At 34.7% G+C, this 19049-nt stretch carries 12 protein-coding genes; 7 read left to right on the plus strand and 5 right to left on the minus strand.

The annotated features are described in order from the left end of the window. Positions 1-27: 27 nt before the first annotated feature. From CJ739_RS06160 to CJ739_RS06180, 5 genes are all read right to left on the minus strand, one after another. Positions 28-1677 carry an SGNH/GDSL hydrolase family protein gene (locus CJ739_RS06160; protein WP_236951618.1) on the minus strand — a complete coding sequence of 550 codons (1650 nt, stop codon included), beginning with the start codon at positions 1675-1677 and terminating at the stop codon, positions 28-30. A gap of 1 nt (position 1678) precedes the next feature. Then, positions 1679-4474 carry a TonB-dependent receptor gene (locus tag CJ739_RS06165; protein ID WP_117173444.1) on the minus strand — a complete coding sequence of 932 codons (2796 nt, stop codon included), beginning with the start codon at positions 4472-4474 and terminating at the stop codon, positions 1679-1681. A 231-nt stretch (positions 4475-4705) separates the two neighbouring features. After that, positions 4706-6553, minus strand: coding sequence for a glutamine--fructose-6-phosphate transaminase (isomerizing) (gene glmS / locus CJ739_RS06170; protein ID WP_117173446.1), 1848 nt, complete (start codon positions 6551-6553; stop codon positions 4706-4708). Between the two features lie 149 nt (positions 6554-6702). Next, positions 6703-8394 (minus strand): BamH family beta-barrel-assembly machinery protein, encoded by a 1692-nt coding sequence (gene bamH / locus CJ739_RS06175; RefSeq protein WP_117173448.1) that lies wholly within the window; start codon positions 8392-8394, stop codon positions 6703-6705. A 25-nt stretch (positions 8395-8419) separates the two neighbouring features. Beyond that, positions 8420-9229, minus strand: coding sequence for a glycogen/starch synthase (locus CJ739_RS06180; protein ID WP_117173450.1), 810 nt, complete (start codon positions 9227-9229; stop codon positions 8420-8422). Positions 9230-9425: 196 nt separating this feature from the next. Between CJ739_RS06180 and panC the strand changes: the two genes are divergently transcribed. The 7 genes from panC to CJ739_RS06215 all read left to right on the plus strand — a co-directional run bounded on the left by panC (position 9426) and on the right by CJ739_RS06215 (position 19015). Then, positions 9426-10277: a pantoate--beta-alanine ligase gene (panC, locus tag CJ739_RS06185; protein ID WP_117173452.1), complete on the plus strand. Its 852-nt coding sequence runs from the start codon at positions 9426-9428 to the stop codon at positions 10275-10277. A 13-nt stretch (positions 10278-10290) separates the two neighbouring features. Next, positions 10291-10641 (plus strand): aspartate 1-decarboxylase, encoded by a 351-nt coding sequence (panD, locus tag CJ739_RS06190; RefSeq protein WP_117173454.1) that lies wholly within the window; start codon positions 10291-10293, stop codon positions 10639-10641. 5 nt (positions 10642-10646) lie between these two features. After that, positions 10647-11618, plus strand: coding sequence for a lysylphosphatidylglycerol synthase transmembrane domain-containing protein (locus CJ739_RS06195; RefSeq protein WP_117173456.1), 972 nt, complete (start codon positions 10647-10649; stop codon positions 11616-11618). 71 nt (positions 11619-11689) lie between these two features. Continuing rightward, a complete protein-coding gene (locus CJ739_RS06200; protein WP_117173458.1) occupies positions 11690-12838 on the plus strand; it encodes an alpha/beta hydrolase in 1149 nt (382 codons plus the stop codon). A 62-nt stretch (positions 12839-12900) separates the two neighbouring features. Next, a complete protein-coding gene (gene radA / locus CJ739_RS06205; protein WP_117173460.1) occupies positions 12901-14262 on the plus strand; it encodes a DNA repair protein RadA in 1362 nt (453 codons plus the stop codon). A gap of 579 nt (positions 14263-14841) precedes the next feature. After that, entirely contained in the window at positions 14842-18468 is a 3627-nt protein-coding gene (locus CJ739_RS06210) for a DUF8693 domain-containing protein (RefSeq protein WP_117173462.1), read from the plus strand. A gap of 85 nt (positions 18469-18553) precedes the next feature. Then, entirely contained in the window at positions 18554-19015 is a 462-nt protein-coding gene (locus CJ739_RS06215) for a hypothetical protein (protein WP_117173464.1), read from the plus strand. Positions 19016-19049: the final 34 nt, after the last annotated feature.

Below are 19049 nucleotides of genomic sequence, written 5' to 3' on the forward strand. Positions count from 1 at the left end.
CAAGGCGTTTTATGGTGTTCTTTAAAATTAATTTAAGGTTGGAGAATAATTTGTTGGATAGTCTCCTGCTTTCGCAACATTCCCTGATGCGATAAAGTTCGAACCAAAAGCTTCATCTATTTTTTCTAGAAATTTATTAGCTAAATAAGCGTAGCCTCTTGCTGTTAAATGTATACCATCTAAACCTATTGCTCCGCCTGTAACTAGTTTTGTTCTCATAGTATAATTATCAAAAACAACTCCGTTGGCTGTTGCTTCTTGAAGAATGTTATTTAAATCTACTAAAGCAACATTAGGGTTTGAGTTTGCAACCGATGCAATTGTGGCATTATAGGCATCAGTCGCATCTTTAATTTCTTGCTGCTCTTCTGGGGTCAAAACCCATTTGTCAGCTAAAGGAAGTGTTATGCCTTCTGCAGAAAATTGACCTGCTAAAGTTTGTGGTAAACCTTGGGACATTAAAAAAGCAACCGAGTCCATATTAACAGTTCCAATTACCGAACTACTTGGAAGTACTAGTAAATCTGTCTCTTTAGCTTGTCTTGCTTGTCCGTAAGTTAGTCCAAATAAAGCAGCAACATTTGGAGCTGCTTGAGCAGGTAAACCAAATGATTGTACAAATGCTGGAAATGTTGGACTTGCATTTAATACAGCCGTAATCTGAGCAGATAAATTTGTTAAATTTTCGTCCTTTATAACAACGGGACTAGCAGCTGTTGTAGAAAAAATAATGGAACGTTCTGGAACTCCAAGAAAAGCAAACACCTGATTTAATTGACCAAAAATACCATTCAGAGTAGCTATTTGTGGACCAAAAGCTGGGTTCGTTGGACTTAAAGGCTTATAAGGAACGGTTGTAAAATGAGGTAGGTCTTTTACATAAGGAACATTGGTTACTACGCCTTTTGCGCCACCTGACGTTAAGGTGGTAACTAAATAACCAAAAGTAGCATCAAAGCCTACACCAACATTTCCTGCACTTGGTGTTATTGTATTTGAACCATCACCACCAGAAATTGCATACCCTAAAACATCATTTCCTCCAATTTCTGATAATGTAAAAAATGTGGGGCTTTGTGCCATAGCATCTCCTAAAACAGTAGCTGTTGCGCTTGATGCCATTCTTACAAAGTAAGGATTAGCGGTTTTAGTTGCTAAATTTGCAATATTACCATAACCGTCAAACAGTAAATGATAACTTTTAGCACCAGGAACGCCCATATTGTTAAAAGGACCTGTTGGTTTATTTATAGCAATATCTGTGCTCACGGTTACAGGACCTATTACAGATTCCAAAGGAACTGGTCCAGCACCTCCAAAAACCAATCTTGGGTCAAAACCAGGTAATCTCGAACCTGCTGCTGCTAAACCACCATAATTATCACTTGTTAAGGGTTGTGTAAAAGTGCCACCTCCAACTTTTTCAAATTGTTGGGATAATATATTTGGAAATGAATTTTCTTGGGCAGCTTTAAATAAAGCATTATCGGTAAAACCAGAAGTAAACGATGCTCCTATGGCGACATAGTTTGAAAAATCGGCAGAACCAGCAGTTAACTCAGGTAATTCAACTTCTTCTTCAAGCCTGCTAACATCTTCAATATCGTTACATGCTGTAAACCCTAATAGGATTATTAACAGCCATATATATTTTGTATTCATTATTTTAGTTTTCATTTTATAAGTTGTTAATTGTCCAAGAAACATAATACATAGAACCTATATAGCCTGTTCCATATGCGGTATAGTATTCTTTTCCTGTTAGGTTTGTAGCACCTGCTTTGAATATGGATTTCATACTAGGCACTAATAAGTTAATTTGGGCATCAACTACATGGAATTCTGGCACAACACCATTGCCAAATGTTGCTTCCCAAAAATAATCGTCACTAAATCTATAAGATACATTAAAGCCGAAGTTTTTAAACAATTCCGTATTGCCAAAAGAGGCCTTAAATTTATGCTCGGGCGTATTAAAGTTTGTTGTAAAATCCGGGTATTTCGCTTGATCAAAATCTAATTTAGCATAGGTATAACTGCCGCTTAAATCAAAATCCCCAAATACTTTAGTTGACAATCCAATGGAAGCGCCGTATGAGTTTACATCTGCAGGTGAGTTAGTATATGTGCTATATACTTGGTAGTCCCCATTTGCTATTGCAGCAACCGATAAGGTGTTATCTCCAACGCTACCATAATAAGGTGCTACCACAACTTCTTGAGAAATAAAATCTTTATATTTATTATAATAAGCACTAAAATCTATAATTACTTTGTTTAACTTTCCTCTGTAACCCACTTCTGCCGAGGACACTTGTTCTGGTTTTACCAAACTTGGGTTTGCAATGGCATCGGGGTCTGCTAAAACAGCGGGATTTCCAGTTGCTTGAAGTGTTTCCAAAGCATTTCTTGTATATGAGTTTTCATAAGCCACCCGACCGGTTTGTGTAATGGTAGCTGGTTGTCCTAAAAGTTGGCCGCCACCACTAACATTAAAAGTCCTAACATAGCGATCTAAATTACTAGGCGCTGCTCCAACTAATATGGCTCTACCCGCATCTAACCCAATAAATAAATCTTGAGTGGTTGGATTTCTAAAGCCTGTTTGCACAGAAGCCCTTATATTATGATTTTTATTAACCGTCAAACCTGCAGAAATTCTTGGAGAAAAGAAGCCATCAAAAAATTCCGATTTATCGTATCGTATGGAACCTGTTAGCTTTAATTCTAAAGCTTCGGTTAGCTCTAAATCTTTTTGGATTTGAGTGTATACACCAAACTCGGAATAATCAATAGGACCATCTTTATCGGTATAAATAGTTCCAGAAGAATTCAAGCTATATTGTCTGTAAGAACCACCCACTTGAATATCGGCAACATCTATCAAATGGCTAAAATTATAATTTCCGTCGGCATGATAATATTTAGAGGCGTCTTGAAACTTTGATCCCGTAGATAAGTCTGGATCACTAATGCTTTTATTGAAAGCAGCTATAAAATCATCAGAACCAGGCAAAAAACGCCCTGTTTCGGCAACGGCTCTAGCCGCGGCATGTGCTTGGGCATCGGTTGCACCGCCAAGGGTAGCTTGCACATAAGTTCCTGCATATTGCCCAAACCACGTTGGATCGTCTTTCCATGCCCTATTAATATTGATACCTGTGAACACCATGTCGTAGGAATCACCAGCTTTGTCACTAACCACGTAACCTCTTAAAAAGAAATTGTCATTCTTAAGTTCTAGTTTATGTTGTTGTTGAAAAAACCCATTAATACTGTATCTATTGGTTCCTTGATATATCGTTGACCCTGTACCGACTTTGCCTACATAAGATATTTCAAAATCATTTTCCCAAGGTCTATAATACAATCCCCAGTCGGCTTTAACGCTTTCTGCATTATAGTCTGTTAAGTCGCGTTCATTATAACCTGTTCTACTAACATTAACCGAAGGCACAAGCGCACTCGCACCGGTGGGTAAAATCCCTAGACCTTCTAAAGTTATGGCAACACCATTTATATTTGTTGAAACTTCATCGCCATATACATTTACACCATTGTAATTTATATTTGTTTCTCTAGAGCCACCAACCATGTCGTTATCTACTTCGCTAGTTGCAGTCCAATCGGTTCCCTTTAGGTATCCAAAATTAATTTTACCTGCAAATTTGTTGCTAAACTTATGTGCAGCACGGAAACTTACATCGGTATATGGATTGTCTCCCGCTGCTTTTTGCGAAGTGATACCTCTTTTTAAGGATGTACTAATACCTTGATAATCAAAAGGATTCTTGCTTCGCATAAACAAAATACCATTAAAGGCATTGGCACCATACAGCGCAGACGACGCACCTGGCAGCAATTCAACACTTAAAATATCCGTTTCAGTCATTCCAACTAAGTTTCCTAAAGGAAAATTTAACGCTGGTGAGGAGTTATCCATACCGTCAACCAATTGCATAAAACGGTTATTAGCAAATGTTGCGAAACCACGCGTATTAATAGACTTGAAAGTTAAACTGTTTGTGTTTATATCGACCCCTTTCAGGTTTTCCAAGCTATCATAAAAATCGGCGGAAGCCGTGTTTTTAATTTCTTGAAGTCCTAAACGCTCTACTGTAACTGGCGATTCAAAAATACGCTCTGGCGTTCTTGAAGCAGAAATAACTACTTCATCCAATGAAGTTCCTTCTTTAAGAACGAAGTTTAACTTTTGATTATTAGAAGTCACTTGTATGGTCATTGTTTCAAAACCAACGCTACTGGCTCGAACGCTAAAAGGCGGGGCTTGACTAAAAGTTAATGTAAAATTTCCATCAAAATCCGTAACGGTACCTGTTGAGGTTCCTACTACAATAACATTTGCACCAGGAATGGGTTGATTGTTATCATCTACAACAGACCCCGTAATTACCGTTTGGGAATTAACAAAGCCACAAAAAAACAAAAGAAAAAAAGGGAGGATTGTCTTCATTTAGTATTAAATTAGTTTTAGTTTTATCTCAACAATATAAAAAAATATATAGTACTTAAGAATAAAAATACAAAAAAATTATGCGTGCATAGTAAAATTTAACAAAAAATAGGAACATTCGCTGCTTTATACCTAATAAAAACCCTAATAAACGAGAAAACGTCATGATTAATATTAATCATGACGTTTTCTATTACAAACCGTAAAGTGATTCAGAGAGTCTCTGTAAAACTACTCTACAGTAACAGATTTAGCTAAGTTACGTGGTTGATCTACATTTTTACCTAATAATACCGCTATATGGTATGATAATAGTTGAAGCGGAATAGTAGTTAATAACGGAGATAAAGATTCTAAAGTGTCAGGAACTTCAATAACGTGGTCTGCAAGATCTCTAACCTGAGTATCACCTTCGGTAACAATACCTATGATTTTTCCTTTTCTTGATTTTATTTCCTGAATGTTACTTACTACTTTTTCATAATGTCCTTTCCTGGTTGCGATAACAACAATAGGCATGTTTTCGTCAATTAGAGCAATAGGACCATGTTTCATTTCGGCAGCAGGGTAACCTTCAGCGTGTATATAAGAAATCTCTTTTAATTTTAAAGCACCTTCTAATGCTACTGGAAAATTAAAGCCTCTTCCCAAGTATAAACAATTACGAGAGTCTTTGTAAATATCAGCAATCATTCTAATATGTGCATCCGATTCTAATGCTTGTTCTACTTTTTTAGGAATTAATTCTAATTCCAATAAATGTTGTCTGAAGTCTGAACTACTAATAGTGCCTTTCGCTCTTGCTAAACGCAACGCCATTAAAGTTAAAACCGTTATTTGCGTTGTAAAAGCTTTTGTTGAAGCCACACCAATTTCCGGCCCCGCATGTGTATAAGCTCCAGCATCGGTTTCTCTGGCAATAGATGAACCTACAACATTACAAACTCCAAAAACAAAGGCGCCTTTGGATTTTGCTAATTTTATAGCTGCTAAGGTATCGGCGGTTTCTCCAGATTGTGAAATGGCGATTACAACATCATTTTCAGTAATTACAGGGTTTCTATATCTAAACTCTGAAGCGTATTCAACTTCAACAGGGATTCTTGCTAAATCTTCAAAAATGTATTCTGCTACTAAACCGGCATGCCATGAGGTACCACAAGCTACAATTATGATACGGTTGGCATTGAGGAATTTTTTCATGTTATCTTCAACACCTGCCATTTTTATAATGGCTTCGTTTCTTAAAAGACGTCCTCTGTAAGTATCTGTAATGGCTTTTGGTTGTTCGTGGATCTCCTTCAGCATAAAATGCTCGTATCCACCTTTTTCAATTTGCTCAAGATTCATTTGAAGTTCTTGAACATAGGCTGGCACGATAGAATCATCTTTAATTTTTCTAACTTTTATGCCTTTATGAAATCTAATAATAGCCATTTCTTCATCTTCTAAATAGATGGCATTTTTGGTATATTCTAAAAAAGGAGAGGCATCACTTGCAATAAAAAATTCGTCTTCACCAACGCCTACTGCTAATGGACTTCCTAAACGGGCAATAACAATTTCTTCTGGTTTGGTTTTATCAAAAACGGCAATGGCATACGCACCAACAACTTGATTTAGTGCAATTTGTACTGCTTTACCAAGCTTTACGTTTTCTTGATTTTTTACGTCTTCAATTAAATTTATTAAAACTTCGGTATCTGTATCCGATTTAAATGTAAACCCTCTAGAAATCAATTCTTGCTTTAAAGATTCGTAATTTTCAATAATACCATTATGAATAATAACTAAATCGCCAGAATTTGAAAGGTGTGGGTGCGAGTTAACATCGTTGGGAACACCATGGGTTGCCCATCTTGTATGCCCAATACCTAAATTGCCATGTTTTGTTATTTCTTTATCTGAACGCGCTTCTAAATCTGAAACCTTACCTTTTGTTTTACAAACTTTAAGGTCGGTGCCATCAAAAAGTGCGATCCCTGCACTGTCATAACCTCTATATTCTAATCGCTTGAGGCCTTCAATTATAATTGGGTAAGCCTCTCTAGTTCCTATATATCCTACAATTCCACACATAATTTATTTTTTTGATTTCTTGGGTTCTAATTAAAAAGCAAATATGTAAAATAAATACTAATGAAAGATAATTATTATATGAAGTCCTTATTTTATACGATAAAGTTCAATTTTATTTAACAAGAAGTAACTTTACTATGTAGATGAATTTATTTAGGCTCCGTAAAAAATATCTTTAATTTCATTTTTCTGTTATCAGGAACTGCTGAATTGGTTCCATGTAAAATAGTACCTCTTGGGGTGATTATAGATGTAGCTGGTACATTGGTAACATCACCCGCACTATTTAAAATTTTAGCGTTATTAACTACATTTACATTACTAGATAATACCAATCCTATTTTGGTGTTGGTTGAATCTCTAAGTAAAATATTATTTAAATGCTCGGTTAAATGAATTTTGTATTTTACCGCATCTGTGTCATCGGTTTTACGTTGCCCTAAATGAAAAAATGTAGAATTGTAAGGCGAAGCAGTATTTCCTTTACTGGGATCGTAATTATAATCAATAAGCGGGATATTATTTTCTAGGTCGTATGCGTAAATTCTATCATACTTATGATAAGCGTTCCCTTTTTCATCTACGCCATAGGTGGGCATTAAGTCGTCTTCATAAACAAGTAATTGGGCATCGTTTATTAAACGTTTTAAAATGTAGTTGCCATTACTGTCTTTTTTGTATTCTCCGTTACCAAGAGGCACTCTGTAACTGTTTAAAAAATCTTCTAAAGCATTGTCACCGCTAAACAAATCCACAACAGCCATAGAGCCTTCGGCACCCTTTAAATAAAGTGTTTCGTCACCTAAAGTTTCGTCGCCATCTTGTAATGGCACAGAACTATAGTCATTAATAAAGGTGTTTAAAATATTTCCAGTAAAGTTTAATACATAGGTCGCTTGTGTTCTTTCACCTTCAACAGTAGAATCTTTGGAGTAATAAATGGTAATATTGGCATTGGTAGATGCTAAATTTAATAAAACCATACTACCATCAGCACCAATAGCTTCAGCTTTAAAATACAGCCCTCTAAAATAGTTATTAAATTCGCTAGCACTACTTAATACGACATCATCTTCTCTATCTAATATGGCAGTTTCCCAAAACGAAGCATCTAATTTTTCTCTTAAAGCGGGTGCAGATCGGGTTGTAACTGCTTCATCAGTTCCTTTATCTGTAGTGGTTTTAACAGGATTACTATTAGGTGTAAACGATAGCTTTGAGTAAACAGTAGCCCCTTTATGCTCATCAAAATTTATAACAGACGTACCATTTAATGCAAAATTATCGGTAGCGTTGATGCTTCTGTCTGCTTTTGAATAGTATTTTTGTCTTTGATCCAAGCTTGCGCTTGGGTCAAAATCCCTTAAGAAATAATTATTTTGATAAATGGTCAATTTAAAAGGTTTAATACTTTTATTTGATTTTTTACCATATAAAGAATCTAAAATAGTATAAGTAGTATTACCATCGGTATCTGTTCCTGTTATTCTACTAAAATATGGAATGGTTAAAACAACAGAGTCAATTACGGTGTTCTCACCAAAATCTGGACTAAAGGTAGTTGGTGTTATTTGCGTTATAATACTTGCTATGGTTTGCCCATAAGCGAGGTCGTTATAAACACCTAACAGATTTGAAGATAAGCCATTAATTTGAATAGCTTCAAGTTTTTTATTATAGGCAGCAATTTGAAGGCTATCTACATCTGTTCCAAAATTTAAATTTTTATCTCCAAGCACATCGCTTTCTACCACCGAAAAATCTTTATCGCAAGCAATAAAAGATGAAAAAGTAAATAAAAAAACAACAGGGAATTTAAGGGCTTTAATGGTCTTCTTCATATATATTGAAATGAATGTAAATAGATTAGCTTAAAACGCTGGTATTAAAAAATGTTTTGTAAGCTTCACCAAATTCATCTTTACTTTTATATTCTAAAACGGGTTTATTTGACGCTTTTAAATAGGTTTCTAACTCTTTTGGAATATCTTCCGATCCTACTATTAAAGCATCCGAATAATCAATAGCAACTTTCATTAAGTTAACATAGGATGGTTCTTCAAGAACTTTAATAGAATCTTCATTAAGATTGTCAAATTTAACTTTATTAAACATATCTTTATTTAACGTATTGTTAAAACTTTGATTGTATACTGAAGTTACTATTTTACTTTCGGTAAATAAAGGTTCGTCTTTGTAGTATTCTTTAAGGTAAATAGGCAATAAAGAGGCTAACCACCCATGGACATGAATAACATCGGGCGACCAATTTAATTTCTTAACCGTTTCAATAACACCTTTTGCAAAAAAGATAGCACGCTCGTCGTTATCGGCAAATAAATTGCCATCTTCATCTGTTAGGGTTGCTTTTCTTTTAAAGTATTCATCATTATCAATAAAATAAACTTGAATGCGCTCTTTGGGAATAGACGCTACTTTAATAATAAGCGGCATATCTAAATCGTTTATCACTAAATTTATTCCAGAAAGTCTAATAACTTCGTGTAATTGATGTCTTCGTTCGTTTATATTGCCGTATCGAGGCATGAAAATCCTAATTTGACCACCTTGTTGATTCACCAATCTTGGCGCTTCAAAAGACATTGAAGAAATTTCGGTTTCTGGTAAATAAGGCACTACTTCAGATGATACATATAATATCCTCTTATCTTTCATGTGTTAGTATTTATTGCTTTTTATAGATTTTATACAACCCGCTATTAATCATTTCTTGTGTAAGAAATTTGAAAATACCTGTTGTATAAATGTGTTTCTTTCGAAAAATCGAAATAAAAAACACGCAAAAGTACAAAAATTTATGCAGATTGATTGTAAAATCTTAAGTTTGCACCCGTTAATTTTATATTAAAAAGTGAAGGTTTACACAGAAAAACAACAAATTATAGCTGCAATTGATGCTTTTAAAGAAAAAAATCAAACTTTAGGATTGGTTCCAACCATGGGTGCATTGCATAAAGGGCACTTAGCTTTGGTAAAAAAAGCATTAAAAAACAATGACAAGGTTGTAGTTAGTATTTTTGTTAATCCAACACAATTTGACAATAAAGAAGATTTAATAAAATATCCCAGAACATTAGAGCGGGATATAGAATTACTTAGTTCTATAAATAAAGATGCTATTTTAGTTTACGCACCTTCTATTGATGACATATACGAAGGAAACACAATCTCTGAAACCTTTGAGTTTGATGGCTTGGAGTTTGAAATGGAAGGCAAATTTAGAACCGGGCATTTTGATGGTGTGGGAACCATCGTAAAACGCCTGTTCAGCATTATAAAACCCGACAATGCTTATTTTGGTGAAAAAGATTTTCAGCAATTAGCTATTATAAAAAAGTTAGTTGAAAAATATCATATTCCAGTCAACATTGTACCATGTCCTATATCTAGAGAAGCGTCTGGTTTAGCAATGAGTTCCCGCAACACCCGACTAAAACCAAATTATAAAGAAGCAGCACCTTTTATTTATAAAACATTAACAACTGCCAAAGCTTATTTTGGCACAAAAAGTGCTAATAAAGTCTCGCAATGGGTTGAAAAACAGTTTGAAAGCCATGATTTATTAAAGTTAGAATACTTTATTATTGCAGATGCTTCAACCTTAAAAACGATAAACCGTAAGACGAAAAACAAAAAATATAGAGCGTTTATTGCCGTGTATGCCGATGATATTAGGTTAATAGACAACATAGCTCTAAATTAATTATCTTTGCCACATGCAAATACAAGTAGTAAAATCTAAAATTCACAGAGTAAAATGCACCGGTGCAGAACTTAACTACATAGGAAGTATTACTATTGATGAAGATTTAATGGAAGCAGCCAATATCATTCAAGGAGAAAAAGTTCAAATTGTAAATAACGACAATGGTGAACGTTTAGAAACCTATTGCATTCCAGGACCACGAAACAGTGGTGAAATCACACTAAATGGTGCTGCCGCCAGAAAAGTTGCGGTCGGCGACACTTTAATATTGATCACTTATGCTTTTATGGATATTGAAGAAGCTAAAGTTTTTAAACCATCTTTAGTCTTCCCGGACGAAGCCACAAACTTGTTAAAATAATCCTTTTGAGCCATTCTGTAAAAAAAGCGCTAAAAATTTTGATTCCTCTTTTACTAGCTGTTGTTTTTGGATGGTTCATGTTTTCAAAAATACCAATAGCTACTATTATCCCTTATTTTAAAAGTGCCAATTATTCATACATACTGCTTGGTGTTTTTTTAGGGGTTTTAAGTCATTTGTCACGTGCTTACAGATGGAAGTTTTTATTAGAACCTATGGGTTATAAGGTAAAGTTGCCCAATAGTATTATGGCGGTATTTATAACTTATTTAGCAAACTATGGAATTCCTAGATCTGGTGAGGTGCTTAGGGCGGCGGTTCTTACCAATTATGAAAACGTGCCTTTTGAAAAAGGTTTTGGCACCATAGTGGCTGAGCGTATTGCAGACCTTATTGTCATGCTTGGTATCATCATTTTAACACTTATCTTTCAGTTTGAATTTATTTACGAACTTCTTGAAAATGCATTTCAACCAATAAAATTAATCGTCGGAGGTATTTTGGCAATGGCTTCTATTGCTGCCATGTTTATTTATATAAAAAAAAGTCATTCTAAAATTGCTTTAAAAATAAAAACATTTTTAAGTGGATTGACAGAAGGTCTTTTAAGTATTTTTAAAATGAAATATAAATGGTCATTCATTTTCCATACGCTGTTTATTTGGGCTATGTACATCCTGATGTTTTATGTTACCTCTTTTGCTTTGAATGAATTGCATAATGCTTCCCTAGGCGCTGTAATAGTGGCTTTTATTGCTGCAAGTTTTACAATTGCAGCTACCAACGGGGGTGTGTTTTTTTATCCAGCAGCAGTTTTAGGGGCTTTTCTTTTGTTCGGATTGCCAAAAGACGCTAGTTATGCTTTTGGTTGGATTATATGGTCTTCCCAAACACTTATGGTTTTTATTTTTGGAGTGCTTTCCTTTATTTTTCTTCCTATTTATAACAGAAATAAAACTTCAGAAAACCCCACATAGAGCTTTAACTTTGTTTTTAAACATTGGGTTAATTTATTACCTTGCATAAAATCTCAAATCATTTTTATAGAATGAAACATCTCCTTTCCATTTTATTGGTTGTTTACTCAATAAATAGTTTGAATGCCCAAGTAAAGTATGAAACCATAGAGTCTGCAAAACTTGGTGAAACACGTGAATTAAAAATTCAATTCCCTAGAGGATATGATGCTAATAGGGATAAAAGATATCCTTTATTTATTGTTTTGGATGGTGATTATTTGTTTGAAGCTGTAGCTGGAAATGTAGATTACTACGCGTATTGGGAAGATATGCCCGCAGCAATTGTAGTAGGCATCAATCAATATGATAAACGTTATGATGATTGTATGTATTCCGAACAAAATTCGTTACCCATAGAAACTGGTGCTAACTTTTTCGAATTTATTGGCATAGAACTTATTCCTTATTTAGAGAAAAAATATAAAACCGCTAATTTTAGAATCGCTGTTGGTCATGGTGAAACGGCAAACTACATTAATTATTTTTTATTAAAACCAAACCCTATATTTAGCGGATACATAACTATTAGTCCAGAATTGGCACCTAAAATGCTAGATTATCTTCCAGAAGTGCTAGGTAAGATGCCTTCTAAAACTTTTTACTATTTGGCAAATACAAATAATGATTCACCGTCAATTAAAAAAATGACAAATGCTTTAAACACCGATATTTCAGTATTAGACAACAAAAACCTATTCTATAAGTTCAATAATTTTGAAAAACCATCGCATTATTCGGTGCCAACGCATGCCATTCCAAATGCTATTGAAGCTATCTTTAAAGTTTTTCAACCTATAAGTAAAGATGAATACACTGAAACTATTCTAAAACTAGAAGGCTCGCCAGTGGCATATCTTGAAGAAAAGTACAAAACCATTTATGAGCTTTTTGGTATAAAAAAACAAATTCTTGTTAACGACTTTAAAGCCATATCGGCAGCTATTGAAAAGACACAAAAATTTGAATATTATGAAGTTTTAGGTAAGATTGCACGCGATGAATATCCTAAAACCCTACTAGGAAATTATTATTTAGCTCGATTTTACGAAGAAGCTGGCGAATCTAAAAAAGCCATGCGAACCTATCAGACAGGTTATACTTTTGATGAAATCGCTGGTATTACTAAAGATTTAATGCTTAAAAAAGCAGATGCCATTAAAGCAGATTTCGGCTACTAATTACTAATATAAATTTAAAAACAGAATGAATTCCTCTTCTTTGGAGAGGTTAGAAGAGGAATATGGCAAAAGTAAAAACCACCTTTTTTTGTCAGAACTGCGGTTCGCAACATGCCAAATGGCAAGGGCAATGTAACGCTTGTAAAGCGTGGAACACCATAGTTGAAGAAGTCATTCAAACACCTGAAAAAAGTGATTGGAAATCGCCAACGTCTGCGATAAAAAAAGCCGCTATCCCCTTACGAATTCAGGATATTGACACATCAAAAGAAGCACGACTAGATACGTTTGACGCTGAGTTTAATCGCGTACTTGGTGGTGGTATTGTATCTGGGTCTTTAACTTTATTAGGTGGTGAACCCGGCATTGGAAAAAGCACTTTACTCCTTCAAATTTCATTGAAATTGCCCTATAAAACCTTATATGTTTCGGGCGAAGAAAGCCAGAAACAAATAAAAATGCGTGCGGAACGCATTAATCCAAAGCATAATAACTGTTATATACTTACAGAAACAAAAACCCAAAATATCTTCAAACAAATTGAAGCTTTAGAGCCGGATATTGTTATTATCGATTCTATCCAAACACTTCATAGTGATTATATCGAATCGTCTTCAGGAAGTATCTCTCAAATAAAAGAATGCACTACCGAACTTATCAAATTTGCCAAAGAAACCGCAACTCCTGTATTGCTCATTGGTCACATAACAAAAGACGGCAATATAGCGGGTCCTAAAATTTTAGAGCACATGGTCGATACGGTTTTGCAGTTTGAAGGCGACCGCAACCATGTTTTTAGAATTTTACGAGCGCATAAAAACCGCTTTGGTTCAACCAACGAGTTGGGTATTTACGAAATGCAAGGGTCTGGTTTACGTGAGATTTCCAATCCGTCTGAAATTTTAATTTCCAAAAAGGATGAAGAACTTTCAGGTAACGCCATTGCTGCAACCCTAGAAGGTATGCGCCCATTAATGATTGAAGTGCAAGCGTTGGTAAGTACTGCGGTTTACGGCACACCGCAACGTAGTGCAACAGGTTTTAATGCCAAACGTTTGAACATGCTTTTAGCTGTTTTAGAAAAACGTGCCGGCTTCCGTTTGGGTGCTAAAGATGTGTTTTTAAATATTACAGGCGGTATAACGGTTGATGATCCAGCTATAGACTTAGCGGTTGTAGCCTCCATTTTGTCATCTAACGAAGATGTATCGTTGCCAAAAGATTTTTGTTTTGCAGCTGAAGTTGGTCTTTTGGGAGAAATACGCCCTGTTCAACGCATAGAACAACGCATTTTGGAAGCTGAAAAATTAGGATTTTCTACCATTTTTGTGTCTAAATACAATAAAATAGCGCTTAAAAATACAGTCATTAAAATTCAATTAATTTCTAAGATTGAAGATCTGGTTACTGTTTTTTTAGGATAAAGTACTGCATGAAAGCATCTTAATGTTTTTAATGATGGTTTCATATGTTTCTCAAAAATAAAATCTTACAAAAGATTACTTTTAAACGGATATTTTAATCGCTTAACAAAAAAGCCTTTTTTTATTTGGCGTAGTCAATATTAAATGATAATTTTTGTGTAAATCCGTCACTAAAACGCCAAAATTTAGACAGTTATTTAGTACTCTGGAGATTACTTTGCCCCAAAGTGTCTTCTAAATAAAGTAAAAATGCCCCTCAAACAAGAGATACTATAAAATCTTAGCCTACGAAGAGCTAATTATCAAAATAAATGATTGGTTAATTAAAGTTTTTTGATGTGTCGTGTTAATGGTTATTTTTGCTTTTAAACGAAGATAACTAACACTTAATCGATAAAAAATGCTTTTTTTCTTAGATTAGTAAATAATTTATTGCTAATATTGTGCTATTAATTCATTGTAAGCCATGAATTTGGTTTGTTTAAATTAGTGATACTCCCCTCAAGTATTCATTTGTAGTATTAGAATTCACATAAAATAAGTGAATAACTAACGGCCTTAATCTAAATTATTAACGTTATGAAACCTACATTGAATTTAGTTTTGAACCTAATTGGATTGTTATTGGTTTTTGATCTAGAAGCGCAAAACTGCAGTGGCAATACCTTTGTGCCACCAACTGCACCTGCAACCTGTACATATTCGTATACTACTACAGGTTGGGTTAATGCTTTGGGACTGCCAACATTAGCTCCAACCTCTTCATCTTCAGGTGAATCTATCTGTATTTTAGCTAATTACACAGGTAATTTTTTGTTTAATATTAGAGGAACGTTTTATGTGGCATCTGGTATACAATATACGGGGACTGTGACTGGCTTTACCAGTACTTCAAAAATTTTAGCTGCTGGAGAAATTAATTTTACAACTACAACACCATCGTTAGCTGGTTTGTCCATAACCATAGGTACCAATGGTATTCTCTCCGTACCAGGTGATTTTGCTCCTGGTGGGGCGGCAACCGTACATAATGCGGGACAACTAAATGTCGGAGGCCATTTAAGTTTAGGGGGGCAGGCATCTATGACTAGCTATGAAAATTCTAAAGTTATTGTACAAGGAGATGCTACAATAAATGCGCCTTTTAATAATTGTGGTTTATTTGAAGTGGTTGGTTCTTTAAGTTCTGGAGGTTCTAGTGGTTTGAAAAATTTGTGTTCAACATATATTCACACAGATATGACATTAAATGCAGATTATACTAACTACGGGTTAATTATTATAGATGGTAGTTTAAATTTTGGCTCTAGTGTGTTCAATAATGACGACATTTTAGTTGTAAATAATATCGATATAAACAATGTGAGTTTAATAGGTAACGATAAAACATCGTTTCTTGTGGTGCGTAATAATGCAATCTTAAGTAATAATGGGATTATTACTGGACATTTATATTACGATGTAGATGATGGTGGTGGTTTTGATAGTGTTTGTGGCGGTTGTACGGAAGGCATTGATATTCTATTAGATGTTACATTACCAAGCTCTAACGAAGAGATTTTGGCAAATTGTGGTGGTGATATTGTTATAAACCCCTTTATTGAAGAATCTAAACTGGACTTTGATGGGATAGATGATCATGCAACCACCCCAAATTTTATTAATGGCGAAAGTAATGTAACTATTATGGCTTGGGTGCTGTCCGATTCTGGAAATAGCACCAATATGACCATAGCTGGTGAAGATGTAGGCTGTAGGTTATGGTTGGAAAATGGTAACAAACCTTCCTTTACATTGAAAACCTCAGCAACAACCTTAAAAACAATTTCAGCATCAACTAATATTAACTACGACGAATGGCATCATATTACCGGAACTTTTTCAAGTACCACGGGAATTATGACGCTGTATGTCGATGGAGCCTTCATAACAAGTGTAAATGTTGGCGCAACGGGATCTACCATAGCTAATTCTGCTTCTTCTAATGGTAATTTTGAAATAGGACGCAGATCGACCAGTTCAGGTAGCGAATACTTTAAAGGTGATATAGACGAAGTAAGAGTATTTAATACAGTGCTTACAGATAGTCAAATACAACGTATGGTTTATCAGGAAATTGAAAACAATAATGGCATTGTAAAAGGTAAAGTGATTAATAAAAACATTACGGATATTTCTACTAATGCTACTATATCTTGGACAAGTTTATTGTCCTATTATCCTTTAAGTCTTCTTGTTTCTAATTCACGTACTTCCGATTTTTCATCTTTTGATAGAATTACCAAGTTACATAACATTACTACATTTCAAGATGAAACTGCTCCTATACCTTATATATCGAAGGACGATGGTGATTGGACATCTACAAACACGTGGCTATACGGCAGTGTTTGGGATATTGTAGATGCTGCCAATAATAAAGATTGGAGTATTATTCAAATTAAAAATAACGTAACTACCAGTAATTCTGTTAAGTCAATTGGCTTATTCATTGATACAGACAAAACCTTAACGGTACATGGCAGCAATCAAGTTCTAAACAGTTGGTATTTAGAGTTGAACGGTACCTTAGATTTAAAAGATGATTCGCAATTGTTGCAGACCTCCACTAGCGATTTAGTAACTTCTGCAACTGGCAAAATTTTACGCCGTCAAGAAGGCACTTCCAATGCGTTTAGGTACAACTATTGGTCGTCGCCAGTTGGTACCGTAGGCGCAACAAGCCTCACCGATAACAACACAGCAACTAACAATACCAACAACACGCCATTTAAGATAAATATGCTTAAGGATGAAACGGGGTTTAATATGCAATTTACCTCGGCATATAATGAAGTGGGCAAAATCAGTACCTATTGGCTCTATACCTTTAAAAACGGAATAACCTATTGGGATTGGGCGTCTTTTAATCCAAACACAACATTACTCTCTGGGGTGGGATATACTCAAAAAGGCACAGGAAATGCGGGTTTACAGCAACAATATATATTTGAAGGCAAACCCAATAACGGCACTATTTTAGTAAATGTTACCGATGTAGGAGGTCCTGGATCCATAACCTCGGTATCAAAAACGGAATACCTGTTTGGGAACCCCTACCCATCAGCTTTGGATGTCAATAAATTTATTGACGACAATGCAGGTGTTATTGATGGTACACTGCAATTATGGCAACAATGGGCTGGAGACTCCCATTATTTAAATGAATACAAAGGCGGGTATGCCCAAGTAAATAAATTAGGTTCTTGTAGAGCATATCAATTTGTGGGAATAGAAGGAGCCAATAACGGTTCTCAAGACGGTACCATAACACCTTCAAAATATCTTCCAGTTGGACAAGGTTTTATTACTGAGATTATAGCAAACGGAACGGTGGTATTTAACAATAGCCAGCGTGTATTTATAAAAGAAGCCGATGCCGATGGCACTTATGACAATGGTGCTACTTTTTTTAAGTCAGTAAAAACAAAAAGCAAAAGTACAACCAAACCACCTAAAGACCAACAAAGTACCGGGATGAAGAAAATCCGTTTAGAGTTCAATTCAATCGTAGGTCCAAAAATACGAAGAGAGGTGCTTTTAGGTTTTAGTGAAACAACCGCAGATGGTTACGATTATGGCTATGACGCCGAGTGCGATGAAGGCAGCAATAACGATTTCAACCTGAATTTAGATGGAAAAAACATGAATATACAGGCATACGGCCCTATTACAGCCGATAAGGTGGTTTCCCTGAACTTTAAATCATCGGGCAATAACACCTTTGAGATTAAAGCTACTGAATTTGAAAATATAGATAAAAAACAAGACGTTTATTTAAGGGATAATGAAACGGGCGAATATTTCGATTTAACCCAAAATACAGCATATAGATTTACCTCAACACAAGGAAAGTTCAATAAAAGATTTGAGATTGTATTCCAATCAGAACAAAAAAGCTTAAGTACCGAAGAAGCTACGGTTTCAGAAAACTTTATCTTTTATCAAAATGCGACCAATACCATATATGGTAAAAAGCTAAATACATCTATCGATAAATTATCCATAGTGAACATGCGTGGTCAAACGGTATTGGAGTTTAAAAATGTATCCCAAGAAACCCTGAACAATGGGCTAAAGATATCAAATGTGGCAACTGGTGCCTATTTGGCGTGGTTTAAAACCAAAACAGGTCAGGTAATTACTAAAAAAATAATAGTTAATTAACTTAGCTTCACTCATAAAAAAGTCTAAATATTTGTTTAGGCTTTTTTTATACCCTAAATTCACATGAATTGAAAAATTCAAACAAATGAAAAATTATTTAGGTCTTATACTATTACTAACCGTTTTTTCTTGTGGTACTAAAACAAATTTAAGTACGGATGCAGCTATTGCTGAAACAGAAAAGAAGGTTTCTAAAATTGATGCCAATAAAGATTTAAAAGAAACCAAAACAGAAGGTGCTTTGACAGATAAAGAAGGTTTTAAAGACGTAGGTACCTTTAAATATTATGTACTTTTTGATGAAAATAGTGAAGAATTATCGAAAATAAAAAACATCGAAATCACTAATAAAACAATCACCGAAACCTATTATTTTTCAGATAATAAATTGTTTTTTATCACCTCTGAATTGGCAAACACACCTGTTAAAAAAATCTACATTAATAACAAAAGAGTCATTGCAAAAGAACATGTTAATTCAGAAGAAGAGAAGCTACTTTTAGATAAAGCCAATCGTTTTCAAAAAGCATTTAAAAAGGCGCATTAGTTTAATTGTGCAATATTTGAGATCCATCAAAGGT

Source organism: Mariniflexile sp. TRM1-10 (assembly GCF_003425985.1).
Lineage (GTDB): Bacteria > Bacteroidota > Bacteroidia > Flavobacteriales > Flavobacteriaceae > Mariniflexile.

Excerpts from the sequence above, each read along its gene's own strand:
- CJ739_RS06160 (WP_236951618.1), bottom strand. The coding sequence starts at position 1,677 with ATGAAAACTAAAATAATGAATACAAAATATATATGGCTGTTAATAATC.
- CJ739_RS06180 (WP_117173450.1), bottom strand. The coding sequence starts at position 9,229 with ATGAAAGATAAGAGGATATTATATGTATCATCTGAAGTAGTGCCTTAT.
- CJ739_RS06165 (WP_117173444.1), bottom strand. The coding sequence starts at position 4,474 with ATGAAGACAATCCTCCCTTTTTTTCTTTTGTTTTTTTGTGGCTTTGTT.
- glmS (WP_117173446.1), bottom strand. The coding sequence starts at position 6,553 with ATGTGTGGAATTGTAGGATATATAGGAACTAGAGAGGCTTACCCAATT.
- CJ739_RS06210 (WP_117173462.1), top strand. The coding sequence starts at position 14,842 with ATGAAACCTACATTGAATTTAGTTTTGAACCTAATTGGATTGTTATTG.
- CJ739_RS06215 (WP_117173464.1), top strand. The coding sequence starts at position 18,554 with ATGAAAAATTATTTAGGTCTTATACTATTACTAACCGTTTTTTCTTGT.
- CJ739_RS06200 (WP_117173458.1), top strand. The coding sequence starts at position 11,690 with ATGAAACATCTCCTTTCCATTTTATTGGTTGTTTACTCAATAAATAGT.
- bamH (WP_117173448.1), bottom strand. The coding sequence starts at position 8,394 with ATGAAGAAGACCATTAAAGCCCTTAAATTCCCTGTTGTTTTTTTATTT.
- panD (WP_117173454.1), top strand. The coding sequence starts at position 10,291 with ATGCAAATACAAGTAGTAAAATCTAAAATTCACAGAGTAAAATGCACC.
- radA (WP_117173460.1), top strand. The coding sequence starts at position 12,901 with ATGGCAAAAGTAAAAACCACCTTTTTTTGTCAGAACTGCGGTTCGCAA.